The organism is Streptomyces hydrogenans (genome assembly GCF_014656075.1).
Classification (GTDB): Bacteria; Actinomycetota; Actinomycetes; order Streptomycetales; family Streptomycetaceae; genus Streptomyces; species Streptomyces hydrogenans.
In genome coordinates this window covers 1-22,536 of the sequence record NZ_BNBS01000035.1, presented here as the reverse complement: position 1 = coordinate 22,536, position 22,536 = coordinate 1, and the positions used below count along the sequence as shown (strand labels likewise).

General features: G+C 73.5%; 10 protein-coding genes. All 10 read right to left on the bottom strand.

The window, feature by feature from the left end:
• Positions 1 to 69: 69 nt before the first annotated feature.
• Positions 70 to 2,286, bottom strand: a complete 2,217-nt coding sequence (locus IE321_RS16855; protein WP_190223499.1) for a hypothetical protein — start codon at positions 2,284 to 2,286, stop codon at positions 70 to 72.
• A 167-nt stretch (positions 2,287 to 2,453) separates the two neighbouring features.
• On the bottom strand, positions 2,454 to 4,571 hold the full coding sequence (locus tag IE321_RS16850) for a hypothetical protein (RefSeq protein ID WP_190223498.1): 2,118 nt from the start codon (positions 4,569 to 4,571) through the stop codon (positions 2,454 to 2,456).
• Between the two features lie 100 nt (positions 4,572 to 4,671).
• Positions 4,672 to 6,909, bottom strand: a complete 2,238-nt coding sequence (locus tag IE321_RS16845) for an FG-GAP repeat domain-containing protein (RefSeq protein ID WP_190223497.1) — start codon at positions 6,907 to 6,909, stop codon at positions 4,672 to 4,674.
• 34 nt (positions 6,910 to 6,943) lie between these two features.
• Positions 6,944 to 9,175 (bottom strand): FG-GAP repeat domain-containing protein, encoded by a 2,232-nt coding sequence (locus tag IE321_RS16840; protein ID WP_190223496.1) that lies wholly within the window; start codon positions 9,173 to 9,175, stop codon positions 6,944 to 6,946.
• Between the two features lie 64 nt (positions 9,176 to 9,239).
• Positions 9,240 to 11,468: an FG-GAP repeat domain-containing protein gene (locus IE321_RS16835; RefSeq protein WP_190223495.1), complete on the bottom strand. Its 2,229-nt coding sequence runs from the start codon at positions 11,466 to 11,468 to the stop codon at positions 9,240 to 9,242.
• Between the two features lie 64 nt (positions 11,469 to 11,532).
• Positions 11,533 to 13,716, bottom strand: coding sequence for an FG-GAP repeat domain-containing protein (locus tag IE321_RS16830; RefSeq protein WP_190223494.1), 2,184 nt, complete (start codon positions 13,714 to 13,716; stop codon positions 11,533 to 11,535).
• 65 nt (positions 13,717 to 13,781) lie between these two features.
• Positions 13,782 to 16,040, bottom strand: a complete 2,259-nt coding sequence (locus IE321_RS16825) for an FG-GAP repeat domain-containing protein (protein ID WP_190223493.1) — start codon at positions 16,038 to 16,040, stop codon at positions 13,782 to 13,784.
• Positions 16,041 to 16,200: 160 nt separating this feature from the next.
• Positions 16,201 to 18,432 (bottom strand): hypothetical protein, encoded by a 2,232-nt coding sequence (locus tag IE321_RS16820; RefSeq protein WP_190223492.1) that lies wholly within the window; start codon positions 18,430 to 18,432, stop codon positions 16,201 to 16,203.
• A gap of 25 nt (positions 18,433 to 18,457) precedes the next feature.
• Positions 18,458 to 20,692 carry an FG-GAP repeat domain-containing protein gene (locus tag IE321_RS16815; RefSeq protein ID WP_190223491.1) on the bottom strand — a complete coding sequence of 745 codons (2,235 nt, stop codon included), beginning with the start codon at positions 20,690 to 20,692 and terminating at the stop codon, positions 18,458 to 18,460.
• Between the two features lie 124 nt (positions 20,693 to 20,816).
• On the bottom strand, positions 20,817 to 22,536 hold a 1,720-nt coding region (locus IE321_RS16810), incomplete at its 5' end, for an FG-GAP repeat domain-containing protein (protein ID WP_229916424.1).

Here is a 22,536-nt window from a genome sequence, read left to right as displayed (position 1 = left end):
GGCCCGGAGGGTTGTACGCCGTTGCGAAGATCCCCGGAGTGCGTCAGGTTCGGGGGGTCGGCCGGGCGCTCAGAAGACCAGGGTGTTCCGGTCGTCGAGGGCGGGCGGGGTGGACAACTGCTTCCGGCCGCCGAGGAACATGGTGGGCGAGGCGTTGGCGCTGCCGTAGAAGTGCAGGGTCCGGCCGAGGTGGGACGGGTCGTGGCCGATCAGGTCGAAGCGGTCGTCGCTGTCCGCGTTGCCGGTGCCGACGATCTCCTTGTACCGCTGCCAGCCGCCGCCGATCTGCCGACGCGGCTTGAACGTGCCGTCGCCCGGGCTCCAGTAGTCCCAGAGGACGCCGTTCTTGTCCCGGGCGAAGAGCCTGGAGGCGCCGTCGCCGCCGACGTTGTTCAGGCTGACGAGCTTGTCGTAGACCTGCCAGCCGCCGCCGATCTTCTTCCGGGTGGCGAAGGGGCGCGCGGTGTTGCCGGTGGCCGGGTAGAGCCAGAGGACGCCGGACCTGTCGGCGGCGAGGAGGTCGGCGCGGCCGTCGCCCGTCACGTCGGTGCCTCCGGCGAGCTTGTCGTACACCTGCCAGCCGCCCCCGACCTGGGTCCGGCGGGCGAGGCCGGTGTCCGTGCCCTGGTAGAACCAGAGGACGCCGGCGCGGTCGCGGCCCAGGACGTCGGCGTGGGTGGTCCCCGCCACGTTGCCGGTGGCGATCACCCGGTCGTAGATCTGCCAGCCGCCGCCGTGGTCCTTCGCCGGCGCGGAATGGCCGTTGTCGGTGAGTCGGCGGACGTCGTAGGAGACGAGCCGGCCCGAGCCGGTGCGCGTCAGCAGGTCGGGGGAGAAGCTGTTGGAGTAGGCGTGTGGGCCGTGGCCGCTGTCCAGGGTGAAGGAGCCGGACCGGATCAGGTCGGGCCCGATGCGGTTGGCGGGCTGGGCGGTCATCGTCCACGTGTACGCGCCGTTGGTGGCGCCCGCGCCGTCCAGCTCGCCGTTCCAGAAGACGGTGTAGGTCCCGTCCCCGTCGTCGTCCTTGACCGGGACCCGGCCGTGGGCGCCGGTCGCGGTCTCGGTGATCTTGAGGGTCACCTGCGCCTTCTGCTGGTTGAGGCCCCAGGACAGGTGCGGCTCGCCGTTGTCGAGGCGGAGGTCGATGGTTCCGGGGAGCTTCTCGTCCGTCACCGCCAGTGCCGTGGACTCGCCGGTGTCCGCCACGAGCGTGGCCGCCGGCCTGCCGTCGGCGCCCGGGGCGATTCGGTAGACGCCCTCGCCCTGGGCGACGGTCCCGCCCTGGACCAGCAGGCTGCCGCCCGCCTCCGCGTACGCGGTCAGCGTGGTGTCCAGGAGCTTGACGGTGGTCGCGTTCCCGGCGGTGAGGGAGCGGGCCGTCAGGGCGTGGAGGTCGGACGGCGTGGTGGCGGTCGACCCGCCGGGCAGGCTGTACGTGACCCAGTCGCCCATCAGGTCGACGCGGAGTCCGGTCCCCCAGCCGACGGACGTCCGGACGGTGGTGGTGGCGCCCCGGCGGGCCGTCACCACGTACGCCCCGTCCACCCAGGCCACGTGGGTGTCGGAGGCGCTGATGGAGCCGGTGCCGGCGGGCACCACGCGGCTGTCCGCGAGCTTCCCGGACGTCAGGTCGACGACGCCCAGACGGGTCTGGGACACCCCGTCGACCGAACCGGTGTGGAGGAGGGCGAGGACGCCGGGCGAGGACAGGCTGTGGCGGACGACCCTGGTGTCGGCGGGCAGTCCGGTGACCGTGCGGTCGACGGGCTCGGCGCCCTCCTCCTGGGAGACCAGGTGCAGGGTGGCGTTGCCCGAGGCGTCCGAGGTGCGGAAGACGAGGGTCCTCCCGGAGGGCCCGAGGAACTGCGCGGACGAGCCGAGGAACGCGGTGTCGATCTCGACGGGCGCGCCTCCCGTGGACATGTCGTACACCGCGTAGCGGTCCGTCTCCGCCCGCCGCACGACCACGTCGCTCCGCGCGGAGCCGTGGTACTCGCCGCGGGGCAGCGTGACGGTGACGCCGTCCGCGTACCGCGTCCAGAAGAACTGGTCGACCGTCGTCTTCGACCGGGTCAGGAAACCGGACGGCCCGCTGCCGCGCAGGAGGCTCGCGCGGATGCCTATCGCGTCCTGCTCCGCTTCTCCGGCTGCCGCGGGCGCCGCGACGGCGAGGGCGGGAGCGGACGCGGGGGTGGCGAGGGCGGGGGCCGCGGCGGCGCCGGCGGTCACGGCGAACGCGACGGCGACGGCCGTCACGAGCCGCCGCCGGGATCGGGAAGTACGCATCAACGGGCAGGCCCTTCACGTGAGTCGGACGGGGAGAGCGGCGCGGAGACGCCGCTCTCCCCGTCCGACTCATGAGCGGTATGTGGGGTTGTAGGGATGTTTGTGGTTATTCGGAAACCGTGGGGAGTACGTCAGGTCGGTGACGTCCGCCGGGTGCCCCGCACCCGTCAGAAGAAGGCCGTGAAGCGGGTGGGGTCGAGGTCCGCGGTGAGCGTGCGGCCCGGGCCGAAGGGGCGGGTCGTGCTGTTGAGGCCGGTGTAGGCGACGAGGCCGGTCGGGCCGACCGCGTACACGTCGGCCGCGCCGGCGTCGTTCGTCCCGACCGGGACGAGGTGGGTGTACTTCTGCCAGCCGCCGCCGATCTGGCGGCGGGCGGTGAAGGTGCCGTCGCCCTTGCCGAGGTAGAGCCAGAGGACGCCGTCCTTGTCGCGGGCGAGGAGGTCGCCGCCGGAGGCTCCGGCGACGTTCCCGGGCGCGGTGAGGAGGTTGTAGACCTGCCAGCCGCCGCCGACCTTCTTCCGGGTGTGGAAGGGGCGGGCGGTGTTGCCGGTGGAGGTGTAGAGCCACAGGACGCCGGAGGTGTCGGTGGCGAGGAGGTCGCCGCGGCCGTCGCCGTTGAGGTCGGAGCCTCCGACGATCTTGTTGTAGACCTGCCAGCCGCCGCCGACCTTCGTGCGGGGCAGCAGCTTCTGACCCTCGCTCCGGTGCATCCACAGCACGCCGTCGCGGTCCCGGCCGACGAGCGTGCGGTCCGACGGCGAGGCCGTCAGCGTGTACGTGTTCCAGCCGGTGCCCAGCGGCGTCGGGGACAGCGTGTCCGCGTACCTGTCGCCCAACTGCTTGGCCTCGTAGGCGGACAGCCCGCCGGAGGCGTCCCTGGCGAGGACGTCCGGGAAGCCGTTGGCGTCGAAGTCGCGCGGCGTCGCGGGGCGGTTGAGCGTGAGGGTGCCGGTCCGCTCGACGCTCGGGCCGACGTCGGACGTCTCCGTGGCCGTCATCTTCCAGGTGTACTCGCCGCTGTAGTCACCCGTGCCGGTGAACGGACCGTCGCCGTTCCAGACGAAGCGGTACCTGGGTCCGGGGGAGTGGATGCCGTACGAGAGGGTCCGCTGCCGCCCGGTGGCGGTGTGGGTCAGCGTGAGCTTGGGCGCCACGCTGAGGTTGAAGTCCCAGGACAGGTACACGCGGGCGTCCTCGTCGTCGAAGTCGACGACCTTCGGCACGTCCTCCAGCGTCATGGTGAGGTCCGGCAGGCGTCCGGAGCTCGCGACGAGCCGCGCGGCGGGTTCGCCGTCCGCGCCGACCGTGATCCGGTAGACGCCCTTCTCGCGCGCGTCGACGCCCTGGACGAGGAACGCGCCGTCGGCCCCGATCCGCAGGTTGTCGACGCGGTCGAGGACCTCCTTCTCCCGGCCGTCGGCCAGGGACCGGAGCAGGAGCGGCCATCCCACCTGCCCGAGCGTCCCGCCGCCCGCGACCGCCAGCCAGTCCTCCGAGAGGGCCACCGACTGGCCGCCGCCCACGTGGTCCAGGACCTGGGTGCGGCCGGTCGCGCGGTCGTAGAGGTGGAACGACCCGCCGTCGTCCGCCGGTGTGTAGTCGTACCAGGTGAGGTGCGTCGGCGACCCGGCGACGTTCTCGAAGCCCAGGACGCTGTTGCGGGCCGTGACGGTCGTGACGACGGAGGCCGTCGTGGTGTCCACCAGGGAGAGGCGGTCCGCGCCGCCGTCCGTCAGCACCGTCAGCGCCCCCGGCACCGCGCTGCCCAGGCGCGCCTCGCCGCCCGGCAGGCCGGTCACGGTGCGGCGCTCGACCCGGTCCCCGTCCCGGCTCACCAGGTGGAATCCCTGCGCGTCCTGCGTCACGAGCGTCGTGCCCACGACGGCGACCAGCCTGCCGGGCGTGGTGATGACGACGGGCGCGGCGTCCGACCCCATGTCCCGCAGGGTGTACGTGCCGTCGCCGGAGTCCTGCACGACCGTGTCGGACCCGTCGGCGCCGAGGTGGCGGGCGCCGGGCAGGGCGGTGACGGTGCCGTCGTACGACGTCCAGAAGTACGGGGCGAGGGAGGTGCCGGCCTTCGCGAGGAAGCCGGTTTCGCCGGCGCTGAGCACCGTGCCGTTCTCCGGGAAGGGGGCGACGCCCTGGACGGCCGCCCCGACGGCGCTCACCGGCGCGGCCGGTGCGGCGAGGGCCGCCGGGGCGGCCAGGAGGGTCCCCGTGACGGCGAGGGCGACGGCGACGGCGGCGGACAGCCGGGGCCGGCGGATGCGGGCGGACGACACGGAAGGGGCCTCCTGGGTGTGGGGCCGGGGGTGCGGGTGACGCGGGGAGCGCGGCACCCGCGGGACCCCCGGGGTGAACGGATGAGGGGACGGGCGGGGGTCAGAGGACCGGGTCGAACGTGCCGCCCTCGCCCGGGTACAGCTCGACGGCGCTGGGCCAGAAGGGCTGGGTGACCGAACCGGTCGCCTCGTACAGCGCGGTGCCGTTCCTGCCGTAGGCGATGAGGTCGGGGCGGCCGTCGTTGCTGATGTCGCCCGCGCCGACGAGGTGCGAGAACGCCTGCCAGCCGCCGCCGACCCGGACCCGTCCGGCGAAGCCGCCGCGGCCGTTGCCCTGGTAGAGCCAGAGGACGCCGTCCTTGTCGCGGGCGACGAGGTCTCCGGGGGCGGTGCCCGCGATGTTCCCGACGGCGGTGAGCTGGTCGTAGACCTGCCAGCCGCCGCCGACCCGCACCCGGGCGGCGAACGGCCGGGCCGCGTCGCCGGTGCCCTTGTAGAACCACAGCCCGCCGGACCGGTCCGCCGCGACGAGGTCCGGGCGGCCGTCGCCGTTCAGGTCCGAGCCGCCGGTGATCTTGTCGTAGACCTGCCAGCCGCCGCCGACCTTGCGGCGGGCGGTGAAGGTGCCGTCGCCCTTGCCGAGGTAGTGCCACAGCAGGCCGGCCCCGTCGACCCCCACCAGATCGCCGTGCGCGGCGCCCGCGATGTTCCCGACGGCCTCGATCTGCTTGTACGTGTTCCACCCGGCGCCCACCTTCGTCCGCCGGGCCGCGGCGAACCGGCCGTTCAGCGGCCAGTCCAGGAGGTCGTCCCGCCACAGCACGCCCGAGGCGTCCCGGGCCAGCAGGTCCGTCGAGCCGTTGTCGTTGAAGTCGTGCGGGTTGCGGTCCCGGCGGACCGTGAACGAGCCCGAGGCGGTCGCCGGGGCGGCGATCCCGTCGGAGGACCGGGCCGTCACCTCCCACCGGTAGGCGCCGTTCGGCGCGGCGGCCCCGTCCAGGAGCCCGTCCCAGTCGAAGACGTACGGGTCGGAGTCCGCGTAGCCGGTCCGGGTCGCGTACGTCCGCAGGGTGGCGCCGGTGGCTGTATGGGTGAGCGTCACCTCGACGTAGGCCCACGCCTGGTTGAGCACCCAGTCCATCCGGTAGGGCCCGTTCCGCTTCTGCATGTCGACCACGGCCGGCACGTGCGAGGCGACGATCCGCAGGGCCACGTCCCGCCCGGTGTCCGCCACCAGCGAGGCCACCGGACGCCCGGCGCCCGCCGAGATCCGGAACAGCCCGTCGTGCTCGGCGGACCTGCCCCGCACGAGCAGGCTCCCGTCGGGCGCGTGCGCCACGCTCGTGAACTCCCCGAGGAGCCGGTAGGGCGCGCTCTCCTCGTCGCGCAGGTCCCGTCCGTACAGCGGGAACTCGTCGTCCGGCGACGACTCGACGGTGCGCACCGGGCCGTACAGGACGGTGTCCCCGACGATCCCCGCGAGGTACGGGGGTCCCGAGACCCAGGGCGGCAGCCGGCGCTCGCCGTCCGCCGAGGCCACGACGATGCCGGTGCCGCCCGCCTCGGACCAGGTCCACGCCTGGTACGCGGGGGTGAGCGCGCCCGTCACCGGGGACGGCCAGGTGCCCGTCCCGCCCAGGTCGTGCGCGCCCTCCCCGTCCACGACCGCGCCGCCGCCGAGGGTCGCGACGGCCCGCCAGTGGGCCACCGGGCGCAGGTTCTCGGTCACCTGGTTCAGGCCCAGGATCAGCGCCTTGTCACCGGAGGCGGCCGCCACGGTGGAGCCCAGCCCGCGCGGGCGCGAGGTCAGCCGCGTCTTGCGCACCTCGCCGCCGGGCGTCTCGTACAGCTCGTACAGGTCCCAGAAGCCCGAGTCCGTCGGCACGTTGACGAACAGGTGCGATCCGACCGCGCCGGCCATCCGCGAGCCCGGTCGGAACTCCTCCGCCAGGTCGTAGGTCGCCGACCAGGTGGCGCCCGGCCGCATGTCCCGGACGGTCACGCCGTCCGGGCCGCTGACCACGGCGTGGTCGGAGCGGCTGTCGTATCCGACGGTCGCCCCGGGCAGGACCGTGACCGCTCCGTCCGCGAAGGTCCGCCACTCCAGCACCGGCTTCCCGGCGGCGTCCTCACGGGTGGTCAGGTATCCGGTCGCCCCGGAGCCGACGACCTCGGCGTCCACGGGCAGGGTCGCCGCGTCGGCGGCGGCCGGGCGGGCCCCGGCCCCGGTGGACCCGGCCGCCGGGACGGCGGTGACGAGGGTCCCCGTCACCGCCGTCACGGCAGAGAGGGCGAGGACCAGGGTCGCCAGGCGGCGGGGGGAGTGGCGCTGGTTCATCTGCTTCGCCCTTTCGGAGGGAGGGACGGTGCTGTCAGCCGAACAGGTCGTACGACCCCGAGGAGAAGAGGGCGGTGCCGATGCGGGCCCGCTCGAACGGGGTGGTGCGGGCGCCCGTGCCCTGGAAGAGGTACGTCTTGCCGGTGGCGGCCTCGACGGCGAGCAGGTCGTTCCTGCCGTCGTCGTCGTAGTCGCCCGCGCCGATGAACTTGCTGTACCGGCCGAAGCCCTCGCGCAGGCGGGTGGGCTCGGTGAAGGTGCCGTCGCCCTTGCCGAGGAACATCCACATGACGCCGTTCGCGTCACGGGTGACGAGGTCGCCGTGGGCGGCGCCCGCGATGTTCCCGGTGGCGGTGAGCTGGTCGTAGCCGCCCCAGCCGGAGGAGACCTTCTTGCGGGTGTCGAAGGGCTTGGTGGCACTGCCGGTGGCCTTGTACAGCCACAGGTCGCCCGCCTTGTCGACGGCCACGACGTCGGCGCGGCCGTCGCCGGTGAAGTCGGAGCCGCCGGTGATCCTGTCGTAGGTCTGCCAGCCGCCGCCGACCTGGACGCGGCCGGCGAAGCCGCCGTTGCCGTCGCCCTGGTAGAGCCAGAGGACGCCGGCCTTGTCGCGGGCGATGACGTCGGCGTGGACGGAGCCGGCGACGTTCCCGACGGTCTCGATCCGGTCGTAGATCTGCCAGCCGCCGCCGATCGTCGTCTCCGGGACCTCGAACTCGGTCAGGGCGCTCCATCGGCGGGAGCGGACCGAGGTGTCCGACCGCAGGACGCCGGAGGCGTCGCGCGCGAGGATGTCGGGCGAGCCATTGTCGTCGAAGTCGTGCTGCTTGGGGCTGCGGACGACGGTGAAGGTGCCGGACCTCTTCACGGCGGGGCCGAGACCGGCCAGGGACTCCGCGGTGAACTCCCAGGTGTAGGCGCCGTTGTAGGCGATGGTGGTGCCGGGCGCGCTCTCGTCCTGGGTGCCGAACGTCCCCACCCAGTCGCCGGGGCCCATGGAGAAGCCGTCGCCGTAGTCGTTGTTGTTCCCGTCCATGCGACGGCCCCCGCCGTAGCCGTCCGAGGCCCAGTCGTAGGTCTTGCCGGTACGGACGTGCCGCAGCCGCACGGTGGCCTTGGTGTCCCAGTGGTTCACGTACCAGTGGAACGAGACGCTCGATTCCCGGTCCAGGTCGACCGGGTTCCGCATCAGGGGTTCCCGCATCTCCGCGGTCTCGGCCGGCGAGCCGTTGCTCGCGACGAGGGTGACGGTGGGCCGGCCGTCCGCGCCGCGCTCGATCCGGTGGACGCCCTCGCCCTTCCCGAGCCGGCCGCCGCTGGCCAGGACGCCGCCGCCGGTGTCGCGGGTCATCGTCTGGAAGTAGTCGAGCAGCTTGACCGGCGCGGAGCCGTCGGCGAGGTTCCGGGCGCGCAGGCCGTAGCCGGGCGTCAGGTCCCGGCCCTCCCGCAGGGGCAGTCCGTCGAGGAGCCAGTCTCCCACCAGCTGCACCTCGGCGGTGCGGGGCATGGTGCCGAGGTCGACGGTCTTCCGCTCGTCCGTCCCCCGGGTGAGGACGACCGCCCGCGCCGTGCCGGACGCGTCGTCGCGCTCCGCCCAGGCGACCCGGGTGTCCGAGAAGGTGAACGAGGAGGCCGACGCCGGGACCGCGTAGACCTCGGTGACCTTCCCCGCCGCGAGGTCCACCAGGCCCTGGTGCCGTCCGCCGTCCGCGTCGGTGAAGGCGATGACGGCGTACCGCGCGGTGCCGGGACGGACCGAGACGCTCTTGGCGCCGGCGGGCAGGCCGGTGATCTGCCGGCTGCCCTGGGCGGTGTGGGCCCACAGCGTCACGCCCGAGGCCGGGGAGAGCGTGGTGAAGACGTACGGACCGGCGATGCCGATCTCCCAGTTGTTGCTGGTGGGGAGCTGGTAGCGGGCACCCGTCGCCATGTTGATCACGGTGTCGGTCTCGCTGTCGACGAACTGGTCGCCGCCCACCACCGAGACCGACTTCGCGTAGCGGCTCAGGCTGTAGGACCGGCCGTCCGTGTAGCTCGTCCACGCGCGGACGCCCTCGTTGAACCAGAGGCTGTCGAAGAACCCGGTGCTGCCGGCCTCGTCGACCACGTAGTTCAGGGACATCCGGGTGACGCCCTCCTGCGTCGCCGCGCCGGTCGCCGCGTCCGCCGCGGTGGCCGGCGCGGTCAGGGCTCCGGCGCCGAGGGTGACGGCGAGGACGGTGGCAGCGGCCGCCGCGGCGCGGCGGGTGAGACGCACAGGAAGCACGGGCTCTCCAGACGAAGACGGGCCGGTCCGCAAAAGCATGCGGACCGACCCGTATGACAATCGATCAGGAGAAAAGGTTGTACGAACCGTTCGCGTGAAGGGTGGTGCTCACGCGGGCCAGGTCGAACGGGGTGTACCGCTCGCCGGTGCCCTCGAAGTAGTACGTCTTCTTGGCGGCCGGGTCGACCGCGAGGAGGTCGTTCTTGCCGTCGCGGTCGTAGTCGCCGGCGCCGACCAGTTCGCCGTAGCGGCCGAAGCCGCCGCCGATGCGGGTGCGGCCGGTGAAGGTGCCGTCGCCCTTGCCGAGGTACATCCAGAGGACGCCGTCCTTGTCGCGGGCGAGGAGGTCGCCGTGGGCGGCTCCGGCGATGTTGCCGGTGCCGACGAGCTGGTTGTAGACGCCCCAGCCGGAGCCGATCTTCTTGCGGGTGTCGAAGGGCTTGGTGGCGTTCCCGGTGGACTTGTACATCCACAGGACGCCGGTCTTGTCGGAGGCGACCAGGTCGGGGCGGCCGTCGCCGGTGTAGTCGGAGCCGCCGCTGATCTGGTCGTAGGTCTGCCAGCCGCCGCCGACCTGGACGCGTCCGGCGAAGCCGCCGTTGCCGTTGCCCTGGTAGAGCCAGAGGACGCCGGCCTTGTCGCGGGCGATGACGTCGGCGTGGACGGAGCCGGCGACGTTGCCGACGGTCTCGATCCGGTCGTAGATCTGCCAGCCGCCGCCGATCGTCGTCTCCGGGACCTCGGCCTCGCCGTAGCGGCCCTGGCGCAGCGAGCTGTCCGAGCGGAGGACGCCGGAGGCGTCGCGGGCGAGCAGGTCGACGGAGCCGTTGTCGTCGAAGTCGTGCGTCCTCGGCGTGCGGGTCACGGTGAAGGAGCCGGACCTCTTCAGGGCGGGACCGGCGCCGACGAGCGACTCGGCGGTCATCTCCCAGGTGTAGTCGCCGTTGGACGGGGAGCGGAGCGCCTTCGTGCCGTCGACGTTCGTGAACTGGCCCCACCAGCTGGGGCCCATGGGGAAGCCCTCGTCGTAGTTGCTGTCCCAGCCGCCGGCCTCGTCGTAGCCCTCTTCGACCGCGCGGTAGGTGACGCCGGTGCGGACGTGCTTGAGCTCCACCGTGACCCGCGTGTCCGAGTGGTTCAGGTTCCACCGGAAGGAGAGGTCGTCGCTGCCGTTCAGGTCCACCGTGCCCGACGGCACCTTCGCGGGCGACAGCTCCGCGGTCTCGGTCGGCGAGCCGTTCGCCGCCACGAAGGTGGCGGCGGGCCTGCCGTCCGCGTCGAGGTCGATGCGGTAGGTGCCGTCGCCCGTCCCGACCAGACCGCCGCTGATCAGCAGGCCGTTCCCGGCGTCCGGCTGGATCGACTGGACGCGGTCGAGCAGCTTGACCGGTGCGGCGGAGGCGTCGGCGAGGTTCCAGGCGCGCAGCCGGTAGTCGAGCGCGGGGTCGATCCCGTACGCCCCGGGGTACGCGCCGGCCAGCAGCCAGTCGCCGATCAGGGCGATGCGGGGGGACGCGTTCACCGGGCCGAGGTCGACGGTCTTCCGCGTCTCGGTGTTCCGGTCGACGACGACCGCCCGCCGCGCGCCGGACGCGTTGGTCTCGACCCAGGCGACCCGGGTGTCCGAGGCGGTGAACGCGCCGTTGCCCGGCACCTCGTAGATCTCGGTGACCTTCCCCGTCGCCAGGTCGACGAGGCCCTCGTAGCGGTCGCCGTTGGCGCCCTTGAAGCGGACGAGGCCGACCTTCCCGGTGCCGCCGCGGACGAAGAACTCCTGGGCGCCGGCCGGCAGACCGGTGATCTGACGTTGGCCCTCGGCGGTGTGGGCCCAGAGGGTGGTGACGCCGGTGCCGGAGGTGTTGTCGAAGGTGAAGGCGGTGAAGACGTACGGGCCGGCGACGCCCACCGCGTTCGCGTTCTCCGCGGGCAGCTCGTAGCGGGCTCCGGTCGCCATGTCGACGACGTTGCCCTTGTAGTCGACGTACAGGTCGCCGCCGTAGATCTCCGAGTAGTCGCCCAGCGGGACGGTCTTGCCGTCCTTGTAGCTGGTCCAGGCGACCGAGTCGCCCCGGAACCAGTTGTCGACGAAGAAGCCGGCGCTGCCGCCGGGAGCGTCGACGACGGTGTGCAGCGGCATCTGGGCCACCGTCTCCTGCGCCCCCGTCGCCGCGGCGGCGGTGACGGGGGCCGCCACGGCGGCCGGGACGGTCAGGGCTCCGGCGCCGAGGGTGACGGCGAGGACGGTGGCGACGGCCGCGGCGGTGCGGCGTCGCGTGACGCGTACGGGAAGCAAGACCCCTCCAGGTGCAGACAGGCAGGTTCGTACAACCGCGCGAACCTGCCTGTAGGACAACCGGTCAGCCGAGAAGGTTGTACGAACGGCCCTGGAAGAGGGGCGTGGTCGAGCGGATCAGGTCGAACGGGGTGTACCGCTGCCCCGTGCCGCGGAACACGTAGGTGGTCCTGGTGACCGGGTCGACCGCGAGCAGGTCGTTCCTCCGGTAGCGGTCACGGTTGTAGTCGCCGGCGCCGACGAGTTCGCTGTAACGGCCGAAGCCGCCGCCGATGCGGGTGCGGCCGGTGAAGGTGCCGTCGCCCTTGCCGAGGTACATCCAGAGGACGCCGTCCTTGTCGCGGGCGAGGAGGTCGCCGTGGGCGGCTCCGGCGATGTTGCCGGTGCCGACGAGCTGGTTGTAGACGCCCCAGCCGGAGCCGATCCTCTTGCGGGTGTCGAAGGGCTTGGTGGTGTCGCCGGTGGACTTGTACATCCACAGGACGCCGGTCTTGTCGGAGGCGACCAGGTCGGGGCGGCCGTCGCCGGTGAAGTCCGAACCGCCGGCGATCTGGTCGTAGGTCTGCCAGCCGCCGCCGACCTTCACCCGGCCGGCGAAGCCGTTGCGGCCGTCGCCCTGGTACAGCCAGAGGACGCCCGCCTTGTCGCGGGCGACGATGTCGGCGACGCCGGTGCCGGCGATGTTCCCGGTGGCCTCGATCCGGTCGTAGATCTGCCAGCCGCCGCCGATGTACCCGGAGTCGTGCGTCCGCAGCACGCCGGAGGCGTCGCGGCCGAGCAGGTCCGGCGAGCCGTTGTCGTCGAAGTCGTGCGGCTTCTGCGCGCGGGTGACGGTGAAGGAGCCGGACCGCCCGATCGGCGGGCCGAAGCCGCCGCCGGACTCGGCGACCGACTTCCAGGTGTAGGCGCCGTTGTAGGCGGCCATCTCCTCGTCCGGCCCGGCGGCGTTCCCGCGGAGGGTGCCTGTCCATTCCCCGCCCAGGGGGATGCCGTCGGGGTAGTAGGCGTCGTCCCCGGCGCTGACGTAGCCGTTCTGGACGCGCGAGTAGGTCTTGCCGGTCCGCACGTGCGTGAGGGTGTAGCGGAACCTCACGCCCTTGTGGTTGAAGAACTGCTCGAAGGGGGCGCTGTAGGTCGTGTCGAAGTCGACCGTCGCGGGCGGCAGGTGGGGGTCGCTGACCTCCGCGAACCCGGCCGGGTAGCCGCCGTCGGCGAGGAACGCGGCGGTGGGCGTGCCGTCCGCACCGACCGAGACGCGGAAGATGCCGTCGCCCGTGCCGATCTGGCCGCCGCTGACCAGCAGGTCGCCGTCGGGGGCGGCGGCGACGGTCCGCACGTGGTCGAGCAGCCGGGTCGTGGTGCCGGTCTTCAGGTCGACGACGTTCAGCCGGTTCAGCGGCGACGGGGCGAGTGCCTGGGTGCCGTCCGGGGCGGAGTGGACGAGCCGGTCGCCGAGGAAGGCGACGTGGGCGTCCTTGGCCGCCTCGACGACCTGCTTCTCGGCCTTGCCCCGGGTGTGCACGACGACGGTGGACTTCTTGGTCGCGGGGTCGTACTCGTTCCACGCGATCCTGGTGTCGGAGAGGGCCGCTTCGAAGTGCCACTCGGAGGCGAGCGGCGCCGCGTAGTCCTCCGCCACGGCGGCGTCGGCGAGGTCGATGGTGCCCCGGTGCGCGACGCCGTCGGCGCCCTGGTAGCGGAGCAGCGCGTGGGTGGCGGTGCCCTGTCGCACCTCCACGCGCGTGGAGCCCTCCGGGATGCCGGTGACGGTGCGGCTGCCGTGCTCGGCGTCGTACATCCGCAGCTTGCCGGTCCCGTTCCAGAACGTGAGGAAGATCGCGCCGCCGGCGAGCCCGGCGCACCGCTCGCCGCTCCCCTCGGGCATGGTCAGGACGGTGGTGCCCGTGGTCATGTTCCGCACCGTGGGAGTGCCGGACCCGCACAGCAGGACGTGGTCGCCGACGACGAGGTTCTCCCCCGGGTACATGTACTGGTTTCCGTCGATCGGGGTGCGCTCCCCGGTGTCGTACCGCACCCAGTACTGATCGTCCCCGCGGTAGCGGTTCGTCGCGAGGAGGAAGCCCGTCGACCCGGCGGCGACGACCGCCGCCTGCGGCTCGATCCGGAGGGGGGCGGGGGCGTCGGCGGCACCCGCCGGCGGGGCGGCGAGGGCGGCGGCGCCGAGGGTCGCGGCGAGGACGGTGGCGACGGACGCGCCGGGGCGGCGTCCGGCGGAGCGATCGGGCATGAGGTGTTCCCCTGTCTGGGACGGGCGGCGCGCCCGGTGGGCGCGCCGCCCTCGTGGACCGGTGGTCAGGCGACGTGGTTGTACGCGCCGCCGGCGAAGACCGTGTTCGCCCGGCGGACCTTGAGGGGCTTGGTGCGGTCGCCGGTGCCGCCGTAGAAGTACGTCTTCCGCTCGGCGGCGCTGTACGCGAACAGGTCGGGCTTCCCGTCGTTGTCGGCGTCGCCGCCGCCGATCAGCTCCGTGTAGGCGTTCCAGCCTCCGCCGATGCGGGTGCGGCCGGTGAAGGTGCCGTCGCCCTTGCCGAGGTACATCCAGAGGACGCCGTCCTTGTCGCGGGCGAGGAGGTCGCCCGCGGCGGCTCCGGCGATGTTGCCGGTGCCGACGAGCTGGTTGTAGACGCCCCAGCCGGAGCCGATCTTCTTGCGGGCGGCGAAGGGGGCGTCGACGTTCCCGGTGGACCGGTAGAGCCACAGGACGCCGGTCTTGTCGGTGGCGAGGAGGTCGGGGCGGCCGTCGCCGGTGTAGTCGGAGCCGCCGGACAGCTGGTCGTACACCTGCCAGCCGCCGCCGACGCGGGACCGGTCGAAGAAGCGCCCGTAGCCGTTGCTCTCGTAGAACCACAGGACGCCGGACCGGTCGCGGGCGACGATGTCGGACCTGTTGGCGAGGGCGATGTCCCCGGTGGTCTCGATCCGGTCGTACGCCTGCCAGCCGCCGCCGACCCGTGCCCGCCGCCCGTCCAGCTCCCCCTCCGGGGTCAGGACCGTGGTGTCGGTCCACAGGACGCCGTCGGCGTCGCGGGCGAGGAGGTCGGGGGTGGTGTCGAAGTCGAAGCCGTGCGGCCGGATGCCGAGTTCGAGGGCGAGCTGGCCCTCCACCCGCACCGCTTCGCCGATTCCGTTCAGCGGGGTGAAGGTGAAGGAGACCTGGTAGCTGCCGCTGGGTGCGCCGGAGTACCGGGGCTCGCCGTTCTCCGTGGTGCCGATGTAGTGGTTCCAGTCGAACCGCACGTTCCGGTCCGTGGCGGTCCAGGTGCGGGTGAGCTTCCTGCCGTCCTGGTGCCGGAAGACGGCGTCGACCCGCACGTTGCCCCGGTTCAGGGCGAAGTCGAAGCGGAGGGGGGCCAGGACGCCGTTCACCGGCCGGAACCACTTCCCGTCGTGCGGGAGTTCCGAGGAGGCGGGCCGCAGCGCGGTGGACTCGCCGGTGGTCGCCTCCTGCACGGCCCGGGGCACGCCGTCCGGGCCGGCGGTGATCTGGTGGACGCCCTCGCCGTCCGCTCCGCCGGCGACGCTGCCGCCCCACACGGTCTGGCCGCCCGCGGGGCTGTCGGTGGAGCGGACGGTGTGGTCCAGCAGCTCGAACGACTCGCCGCCGGTCAGGTGGCGGGCCGTCAGGGGGCGTGCCGGGGAGGGCGTGGTGGCGGTGAGTCCGCCGGGCCGGCTGTACGTCAGCCAGTCGCCGACCAGGCCGAGGTCGTAGTCCCGGTCGGGCGCCTGGGGGAGCGGCACCGTGCTGTCCGCGCCGCCGGTCCGGTCGCGGACGACCGCCCGGGGGGCGGCGTCCGCCGGGTACTCGACCCAGGCGATCCGCCGGTCGGAGAAGGTGACGGAGGACGGGTCCGCCGCGGCCGGGACGGCGTAGGTCTCCACGACCTTCGCCGTGGCCAGGTCGACGACGGCCCAGACGGCCGCGCCTCCCGCGTCCTTGGTGAGGAGCAGGGCGTGCGCGTCGGTGGCGGACGCCAGGGTCGGGGTCGCGTCCTTGCCGGGCATGCCGTCGATCACCCGGCTGCCCTCCGCGACGGTGTGCAGCTTCAGGACGGGCTGCGGGCCGGTGGTGGAGACGGCGAGCAGCCCGCCGCCCGCGAGCCCGATCTCCCGGAGGTCGTAGGTGTCCTCGTCGACCGGCAGGGTGTAGGAGCCTCCCCGCGCCCCGTCGAAGACGGTGACGGACGTCTCGAACGGGTTGATCACGGCCCCGGTGTCGCCGGTGGCCACGACGCGGTCCTCCGCGCTGATCATGTCGAGTTCGATCGTGGTGCCGTCGGTGTACCGCGTGTAGGTCAGCCGCCCGTAGGTGGGGTCCTGGTGGTCGTACCGGTTGCCGTCCATCGTGAAGGCGCCGTGCTTCCCGCCGCCGAGCAGCTTGTGGAAGGCGGGCACCACTCCGAGTCCGTCGGCGGTGGGGGCGGCCTGCGGGGCGGCGCTCACGGCGGCGGCCGCGGGGCCGGTGGTGAGGGCGCCGGCGCCGAGGGTCGCGGCGAGGACGGTGGCGACGGCCGCGCCGAGACGGCGGCTTCGCGCGGAGCGTACGGAAGTCAAGGTGTTCCCCCTGGAGGTACTGCCTGGAACGAGACCGGGCGGTACGCACACGGGTGCGTACCGCCCTAGGGGACTCTTGATCCGTATATATGGTTGTACGGCACGAGACACGTTCTTCGTTCCCGCGCCCGTTCCCGCCTCCGGTGCCGCGCCGGCGCCGTCAGGAGACGCTGGTGAACGTGCTGCCCTCGCCCACGTAGAGCGGGGTCGACTGGCGGGTGAAGGGCGACTGGACCGTGCCGTTGGAGCGGTAGACGTACGTGCCGCCCGCCCCGTACCCGATCAGGTCCGGCCGGCCGTCGCCGGTCACGTCGCCCGCGCCCACCAGCTCGCGGAAGGCGTTCCAGCCGCCGCCGACGCGGACCCGGCCCTTGAAGCCGTAGCCGTTGCCCTCGTACAGCCACAGCACGCCGTCCTTGTCGCGGGCGACGAGGTCGCCGCCCGCGTCGCCGACGATGTTGCCGACCGCCGTCAGCTGGGTGTAGCCCTGCCAGCCGCCGCCGATCCTGACGCGCGTCCCGTACGGCCGCGAGGCGCTGCCCGTGCCCGGGTAGAACCAGAGGGAGCCGGCCGTGTCGACGGCGAAGAGGTCCGCCCTGCCGTCCGCCGCGAGGTCCGAGCCGCCGGCCAGCCGGGTGTAGCCCTGCCAGCCGCCGCCGACCTTGGTGCGGGCGGTGAAGGTGCCGTCGCCCTTGCCGAGGTAGTGCCAGAGGTAGCCCGACCCGTCGACGGCGACGAGGTCGCCGTGGCCCGCGCCGCCGATGTTCCCGGCCGCCTCGATCTGCCGGTACGTGTTCCAGCCCGTGCCGATCCTCGTCCGCTCGGCCGGCCTCACCTGCCCGCCGACCGGCCAGTCGAAGAGGTCGTCCCGCCACAGCGTCCCGGCCGCGTCCCGGGCCAGGAGGTCCGTGGAGCCGTTGGCGTTGAGATCGTGCGGGTTGGCGGCACGGGTCACGGCGAGGGTGCCGGAGGCGGTGTCGTGGGCGGCGCCGTCCAGCGAGGTGGCGGCGGCCTGCCAGGTGTAGCCGCCGTTGGGGGCGCTGATCCCGCCCAGGACGCCGTCCCAGGCCCCGGTGAACAGGGGCTCGTCGCCGGACCGGACGAGCCGCTTGGTCAGCTTCCGGCCGGTGGCGGTGTGGGTGAGGGTCAGGTCCACGGTCGCGTCCGCGCGCGAGAGCCGGACGGAGAGCGGGACGCTCGTCCCGGGCTTCTCCAGGCTCACCGACGCCGGCACGGTCGAGCCGGTCACCCTGAGCGCCACGACCCGGCCGGTGCCGGCGACGAGGACGGGCGTCACCGTCCCGTCCCGGCCAAGGGCGAACAGCCCGTCGGCCTCGGCGCTCGCCCCGCGCACCAGCAGGCTGCCGTCCGCCGCGTGCGCGACGGACGAGAAGTTCTCCAGGACCTTGTACGGGGCTCCGCCCGTCGCCAGGTTCCGCGCGAACAGCGGGGTCAGCACCTCGGGGCCGGCGCCCGGGTCGCGCCGGGCCGCGTACAGGGCCGTGTCGCCGATGATCCCGGCCAGGACCGGCTGTCCGGCGATGTCGGTGAGCGGGATGTCGTGGTCCGAAGTGCTGCCGACGGCCAGGTGGTTGAGGGTGTGACCGCCGTCCGCCGTGTCCGTGATCGACGCCCGGTACTTCGGGGTGACCGCCCCGGTCGTCGCCTCGTTCCAGTCACCGCCGCCGCCCAGCGATCCCTGGGTGATCGGCCCGCCGGTGGGGATCGGGAGCCGGGCCTGGAAGGTGTACGGACGCCGGTCGTTCAGGACCGTGCGGTAGCCCTTGCCGAGGATCAGCACGGTGGGCCGGCCGTCGGCGTCCCGGCCCGCGGCGACGACCTTGTGCGCGGTCTCGGTGTAGTCGTTGAAGGCGTTGCCGACGGAGTCGGTGAGCTTCGTCCGGCTGACGGCGCCGTTGTCGTTGCGCAGCTGCCACAGCTCGCGGCCCTCGCCGGACTCCGCGGGCAGGCTCTCGTACGCGACGTTGTACGCGACGCCGACGAGGTCGCCGCGCAGCGTGTGGTGGGTGTACGTCCCGGTCGTCGGGTTCCAGGCGGTGACGGTGCCGTTGTCGTTCGTCACCAGCCAGTCGGACGACGAGTCGTGGACCGCCGACGCGTTCAGGGCCGAGACCGTGCCGTCCGGCGCGTGCCGCTCGACACGCGTCTCGCCGTTCTCGTCCGTGCAGGTCGTCACGTAGCCGAACGCGCCCGTGGCGGCGATCTCCGCCCCGACGGGCAGCAGCCCGGCGGCGGCCGGCACGCACCGCCCGTCGGCGGTGGCGGCGGCCACGGCGGCCGGCGCCGTGACGAGGGTGCCGGTCACGGCGGTGACCGTGGTGAGGGTGAGGAGGGCGGCGGCGAGCCGGCGCCCGGAAACGCGGTGGTTCACGAGACTCCTCGGAGGACGGAGGGGATCAGACGACCTGGCCGAACGTGCTGCCCTCGCCCGCGTACAGGTCGGTGGTCAGACGGGTGAAGGGCCGGTTGGCCGTGCCGGTCGACTTGTAGACGTAGGTGCCGTTGCGGCCGTGGGCGACGAGGTCGGGGCGGCCGTCGTTGTCGACGTCGCCGGCGCCGACGAGGTGCGAGAAGGCCCCCCAGCCGCCGCCGATCTGGACGCGCCCGCCGAAGCCGCCGCGGCCGTTGCCCTGGTAGAGCCAGAGGACGCCGTCCTTGTCGCGGGCGACGAGGTCGCCGGCGGCGGTGCCCGCGATGTTCCCGACGGCGGTGAGCTGGTTGTAGACCTGCCAGCCGCCGCCGACCTTCACGCGGGTCGCGAACGGCTTGGTGGCGGAGCCGGTGCCCTTGTAGAACCAGAGCGCGCCGGCCGCGTCCGTGGCCAGGAGGTCGGAGCGCCCGTCGGCGTCGAGGTCCGAACCGCCGGTCAGCCGGGTGTAGTTCTGCCAGCCGCCGCCGACCTTGGTGCGGGCGGTGAAGGTGCCGTCGCCCTTGCCGAGGTAGTGCCACAGCACGCCGGCCCCGTCGAGCGCGACCAGGTCGCCGTGCGCGGCGCCGGCGATGCTGCCGACGGCCTCGATCTGCTTGTACGTGTTCCACCCGGCGCCGACCTTGGTCCGGCCCGCCGTCACGACCACGCCGTTCTGCGGCCGGTCCCTCAGCTCGTCGCGCCACAGCACGCCGGCGGCGTCCCGCGCGAGGACGTCGGTGGAGCCGTTGTTCGAGTAGTCGTGGGGGTTGGGGGTGCGGGTGAGGACCAGCTGGTCGGTCCGGCGCGCGGGCTCGCCGAGCCCGTTGAGCGCATGCGCCTCGGCGTCCACCCGGTACGTGCCGTTCGGCGCGTCGTCGTCGTCGACGTGCCCGTCCCAGACGAAGGAGAAGTTCTCGTCGTCGGTGGGGGAGTGCACGTACTGCTGGTACTGCCTGCCGGTGGCCAGGTGGGTGAGCGTGACGAACATGTAGGCGTCGGCGTGGGACAGCGTCCAGCCGAGCCGCACCTCGCCGCCGGTCGCGTCGAGGTTCGTCGTCGCGGGGACGTCGTCCTTCACGAAGGCCGGCGGGTTCGGCGCGACCATGTCCGCCGTCTTGGTGACGGTCGGGTCGCCGCCTCCGGCGGCCGTGACCCGGAACAGGCCGTCGCCGTCCGCGCCGCGGCTGCCGGTCAGCACCATGCTGCCGTCGGCCGCGCTGTCGCTGCCGGTCACGCTGTCGGCGACGGCGCGCTTCGTGCCGTCGGTCAGGGAGACGGCGGTGACGGCCTCGCCGTTGGCCCCGTGGACCAGCCAGTCACCCGTCAGCTCGACGAACCACTCGTCGCCGCGCGAGCCCAGCACGGTCTGCTTCGTCGCGCGGGTCGCACGGTCGACGGAGGTCACGTACAGCCCGGTGCCGCTGGCCCAGTCGAGCCAGGCCACGTGGGTGTCCGAGAACATGAGGTGGCTGAAGCCGTAGCCGGACTCGGCGGAGGCGTAGGTCTCCAGGACCTTGTTCTGCGTGAGGTCGATCAGGGCGCGGCCGCCCTTGCGCGCGCCCGAGGGGCCCGTCTCGTAGCCGACGAGGACGAGGCCGTCCTTGACGGGCGCGCTGGTGAAGAAGTCGGTGGCGTCGGCGGGCAGCCCCGGTACCTTGCGCGTCGTCGGCGCGGCGCTCCCGCCCTGGGTGACGACGTGCAGCTCGGCCGTGCCGTCGGCCTCGGTGATCTGGGCGAGCACGCTCGACGGGCCCAGGACGGCCACGTAGTTGCCGCCGAGGGAGCCGAGGTCGAGGTCCACGCCGGGGGCGCCGGGCACGGCCATGTTCCGCAGGGTGAGCTTGCGGAACTCGGAGATGAAGCCGGCGTCGCCCAGGGCGACCACGTCGCCGCCCGAGGTCGCCCAGGCGCCGCCCTCCGGGCGGGTCAGCGGGGTCGGCGCGCCGCCCCCGTACGGCGTCCAGAGCAGCTCGGGGGAGTTCTCGGAGGCGTAGGAGTCGTAGGTGAGGAAGCCGGTGGCGCCCGCCCCCGCGACCGTGGCGCCCGCGGGGAAGGCGGGCAGGGCGTCCTCCTGCGCGGCGGCGGCACCGGCGGCGGTGGTTCCGGAGGTCGCCGCGAAGGCCGCCGGCGCCGTCGCGAGGGTGCCCGCGCCGAGGGCCGTGACGGCGAGGACGGCGGTGACGGCGGAGGCCAGGCGGGCGCCGGCGGTGCGGTACTGCAAGGTGAACTCCCACGGGAAGACCGGGCACGGGCGTGCCGTGCCCGGTCAGACTCACGAGGAGATCGACTGGTTGTACGGACGATCCGAACTTTCGTTCAGTGTCGCTCCGTTCACCGGCCCCCGGTCAGGCGAGGTGGTTGTACGTGTATCCCGCCTGGACGTCCGACAGGGCCCGGACGCGGAAGGGCTTCAGCCGGTCGCCGGTGCCGCTGTAGAGGTACACCTTCTTGGTGCTGGGGTGGTGGGCGAGGAGGTCGGCCCTGCCGTCGTGGTCCACGTCCCCGGCGCCGGTGATCTGGCCGTAGATCTGCCAGCCGCCGCCGATCCTCGTCCGGGCGGTGTAGGTGCCGTCGCCCTTGCCGAGGTAGAGCCAGAGGACGCCGTCCTTGTCGCGGGCGACGAGGTCGCCGCCGGCGGCGCCGGCGATGTCGCCGACGGAGGTGAGCTGGTTGTAGACGCCCCAGCCGGTGCCGATCTTCTCGCGGGGCGCGTAGGGGCGGGTGCTGGTGCCGGTGCCCGCGTAGAGGTAGAGGGCGCCGGTGGTGTCGGCGGCGACGAGGTCGGCGGTGCCGTCGCCGGTGAGGTCGGAGCCGCCGGTGATCCGGTCGTAGGTCTGCCAGCCGCCGCCGATCTTCACCCGGGGGCGGAAGCCGCCGGCGCCGTCGCCCTGGTGCAGCCAGAGGACGCCGAAGGCGTCGCGCGCGACGACGTCGGCGGTGAAGGCGTGGGAGGGGGCGTGCTTCTCCACCTCGCCGACGACCTCGATCTTGTCGTAGCCCTTCCAGCCGGTGCCTACGGAGACCCGGCTCCGGCCGTCCCCGGCGCTGTCCCGCCACAGCGCGCCCGCGGAGTCCCGGCCGAGGAGGTCGGGGAAGCCGTCGGCGTCGATGTCGTGGACGAAGGAGGAAGCGGTGCCCTGCCGGGCCAGCAGCCGGGTGGTGGGCCTGCCGTCCGTGCCGAGCGCGACGCGGTGCAGGCCCGCGCCGTCCCGGGCCGAGCTGCCCTGGACGACGCTCGCCGTCCCGTCCGGGGCGGGCACCAGGGTCTCGACGCGGTCGAAGAGCGTGACCGTCTCGCCGGTCCCCAGGTGCGTGGCCGAGGTGCCGTACAGCAGCCAGTCGCCGAGCAGGCCCATCGGGAGCGGGGAGACCGTGGAACTCACCGGGACCTCGGTCTGTGCCCCGGAGGCCCGGTCGTGGACCACCACCCGGCGCGGGGTGGTGCCGACGGACGGTTCGGTCCAGGCCACCCGGGTCGCCGAGACGGCCTCCACGCGCGCGTACGACTCGGTGACGGTGGCGGTGGCCAGGTCGACGAGCCCCACGCGCCGCTCGCCCGTCGCGGTCCTGTGGTCGAGCAGCCCGACCGCGGCGGTGCCCGGACGCAGGTCCCCGTACGTGCTCCCCTCGGGCAGCCCCGTGATCGCGCGGGGCGCCGCGTCCTTCGTGTCCAGGTACACCCGGCCGAAGGCCCGCACGCCGATCGCCCGCCCCGCGGTGCCCGCGAACTCGGCGTCCGTCCAGCCGGGCACGCCCTCCATGCGGAAGGACTCCCCGGTCGCCAGGTCCGTCAGCGCGCCGTCGTACCCCTCCAGGGTCGCGGCCACCAGGTCGCCGGACGGACGGGTGTGCCACTCGAAGGAACGGTGGTCGTCGCGGTGCGTGCCGCCCGCGTACGGGATCCAGCGGAGGATCCGCTCGTCGGAGGTGTCGGTGGGCATCGAGACGATGTAGCCGCCCGTTCCCGCGCTGCGCAGCGTGGCGCCGGGCGGCAGCGAGCGGACGGGCTCCACGGTCGTCGTGCCGGCGCTCGCCGCCGCGGGCGCCGGCGCGGCACTGGTGCCC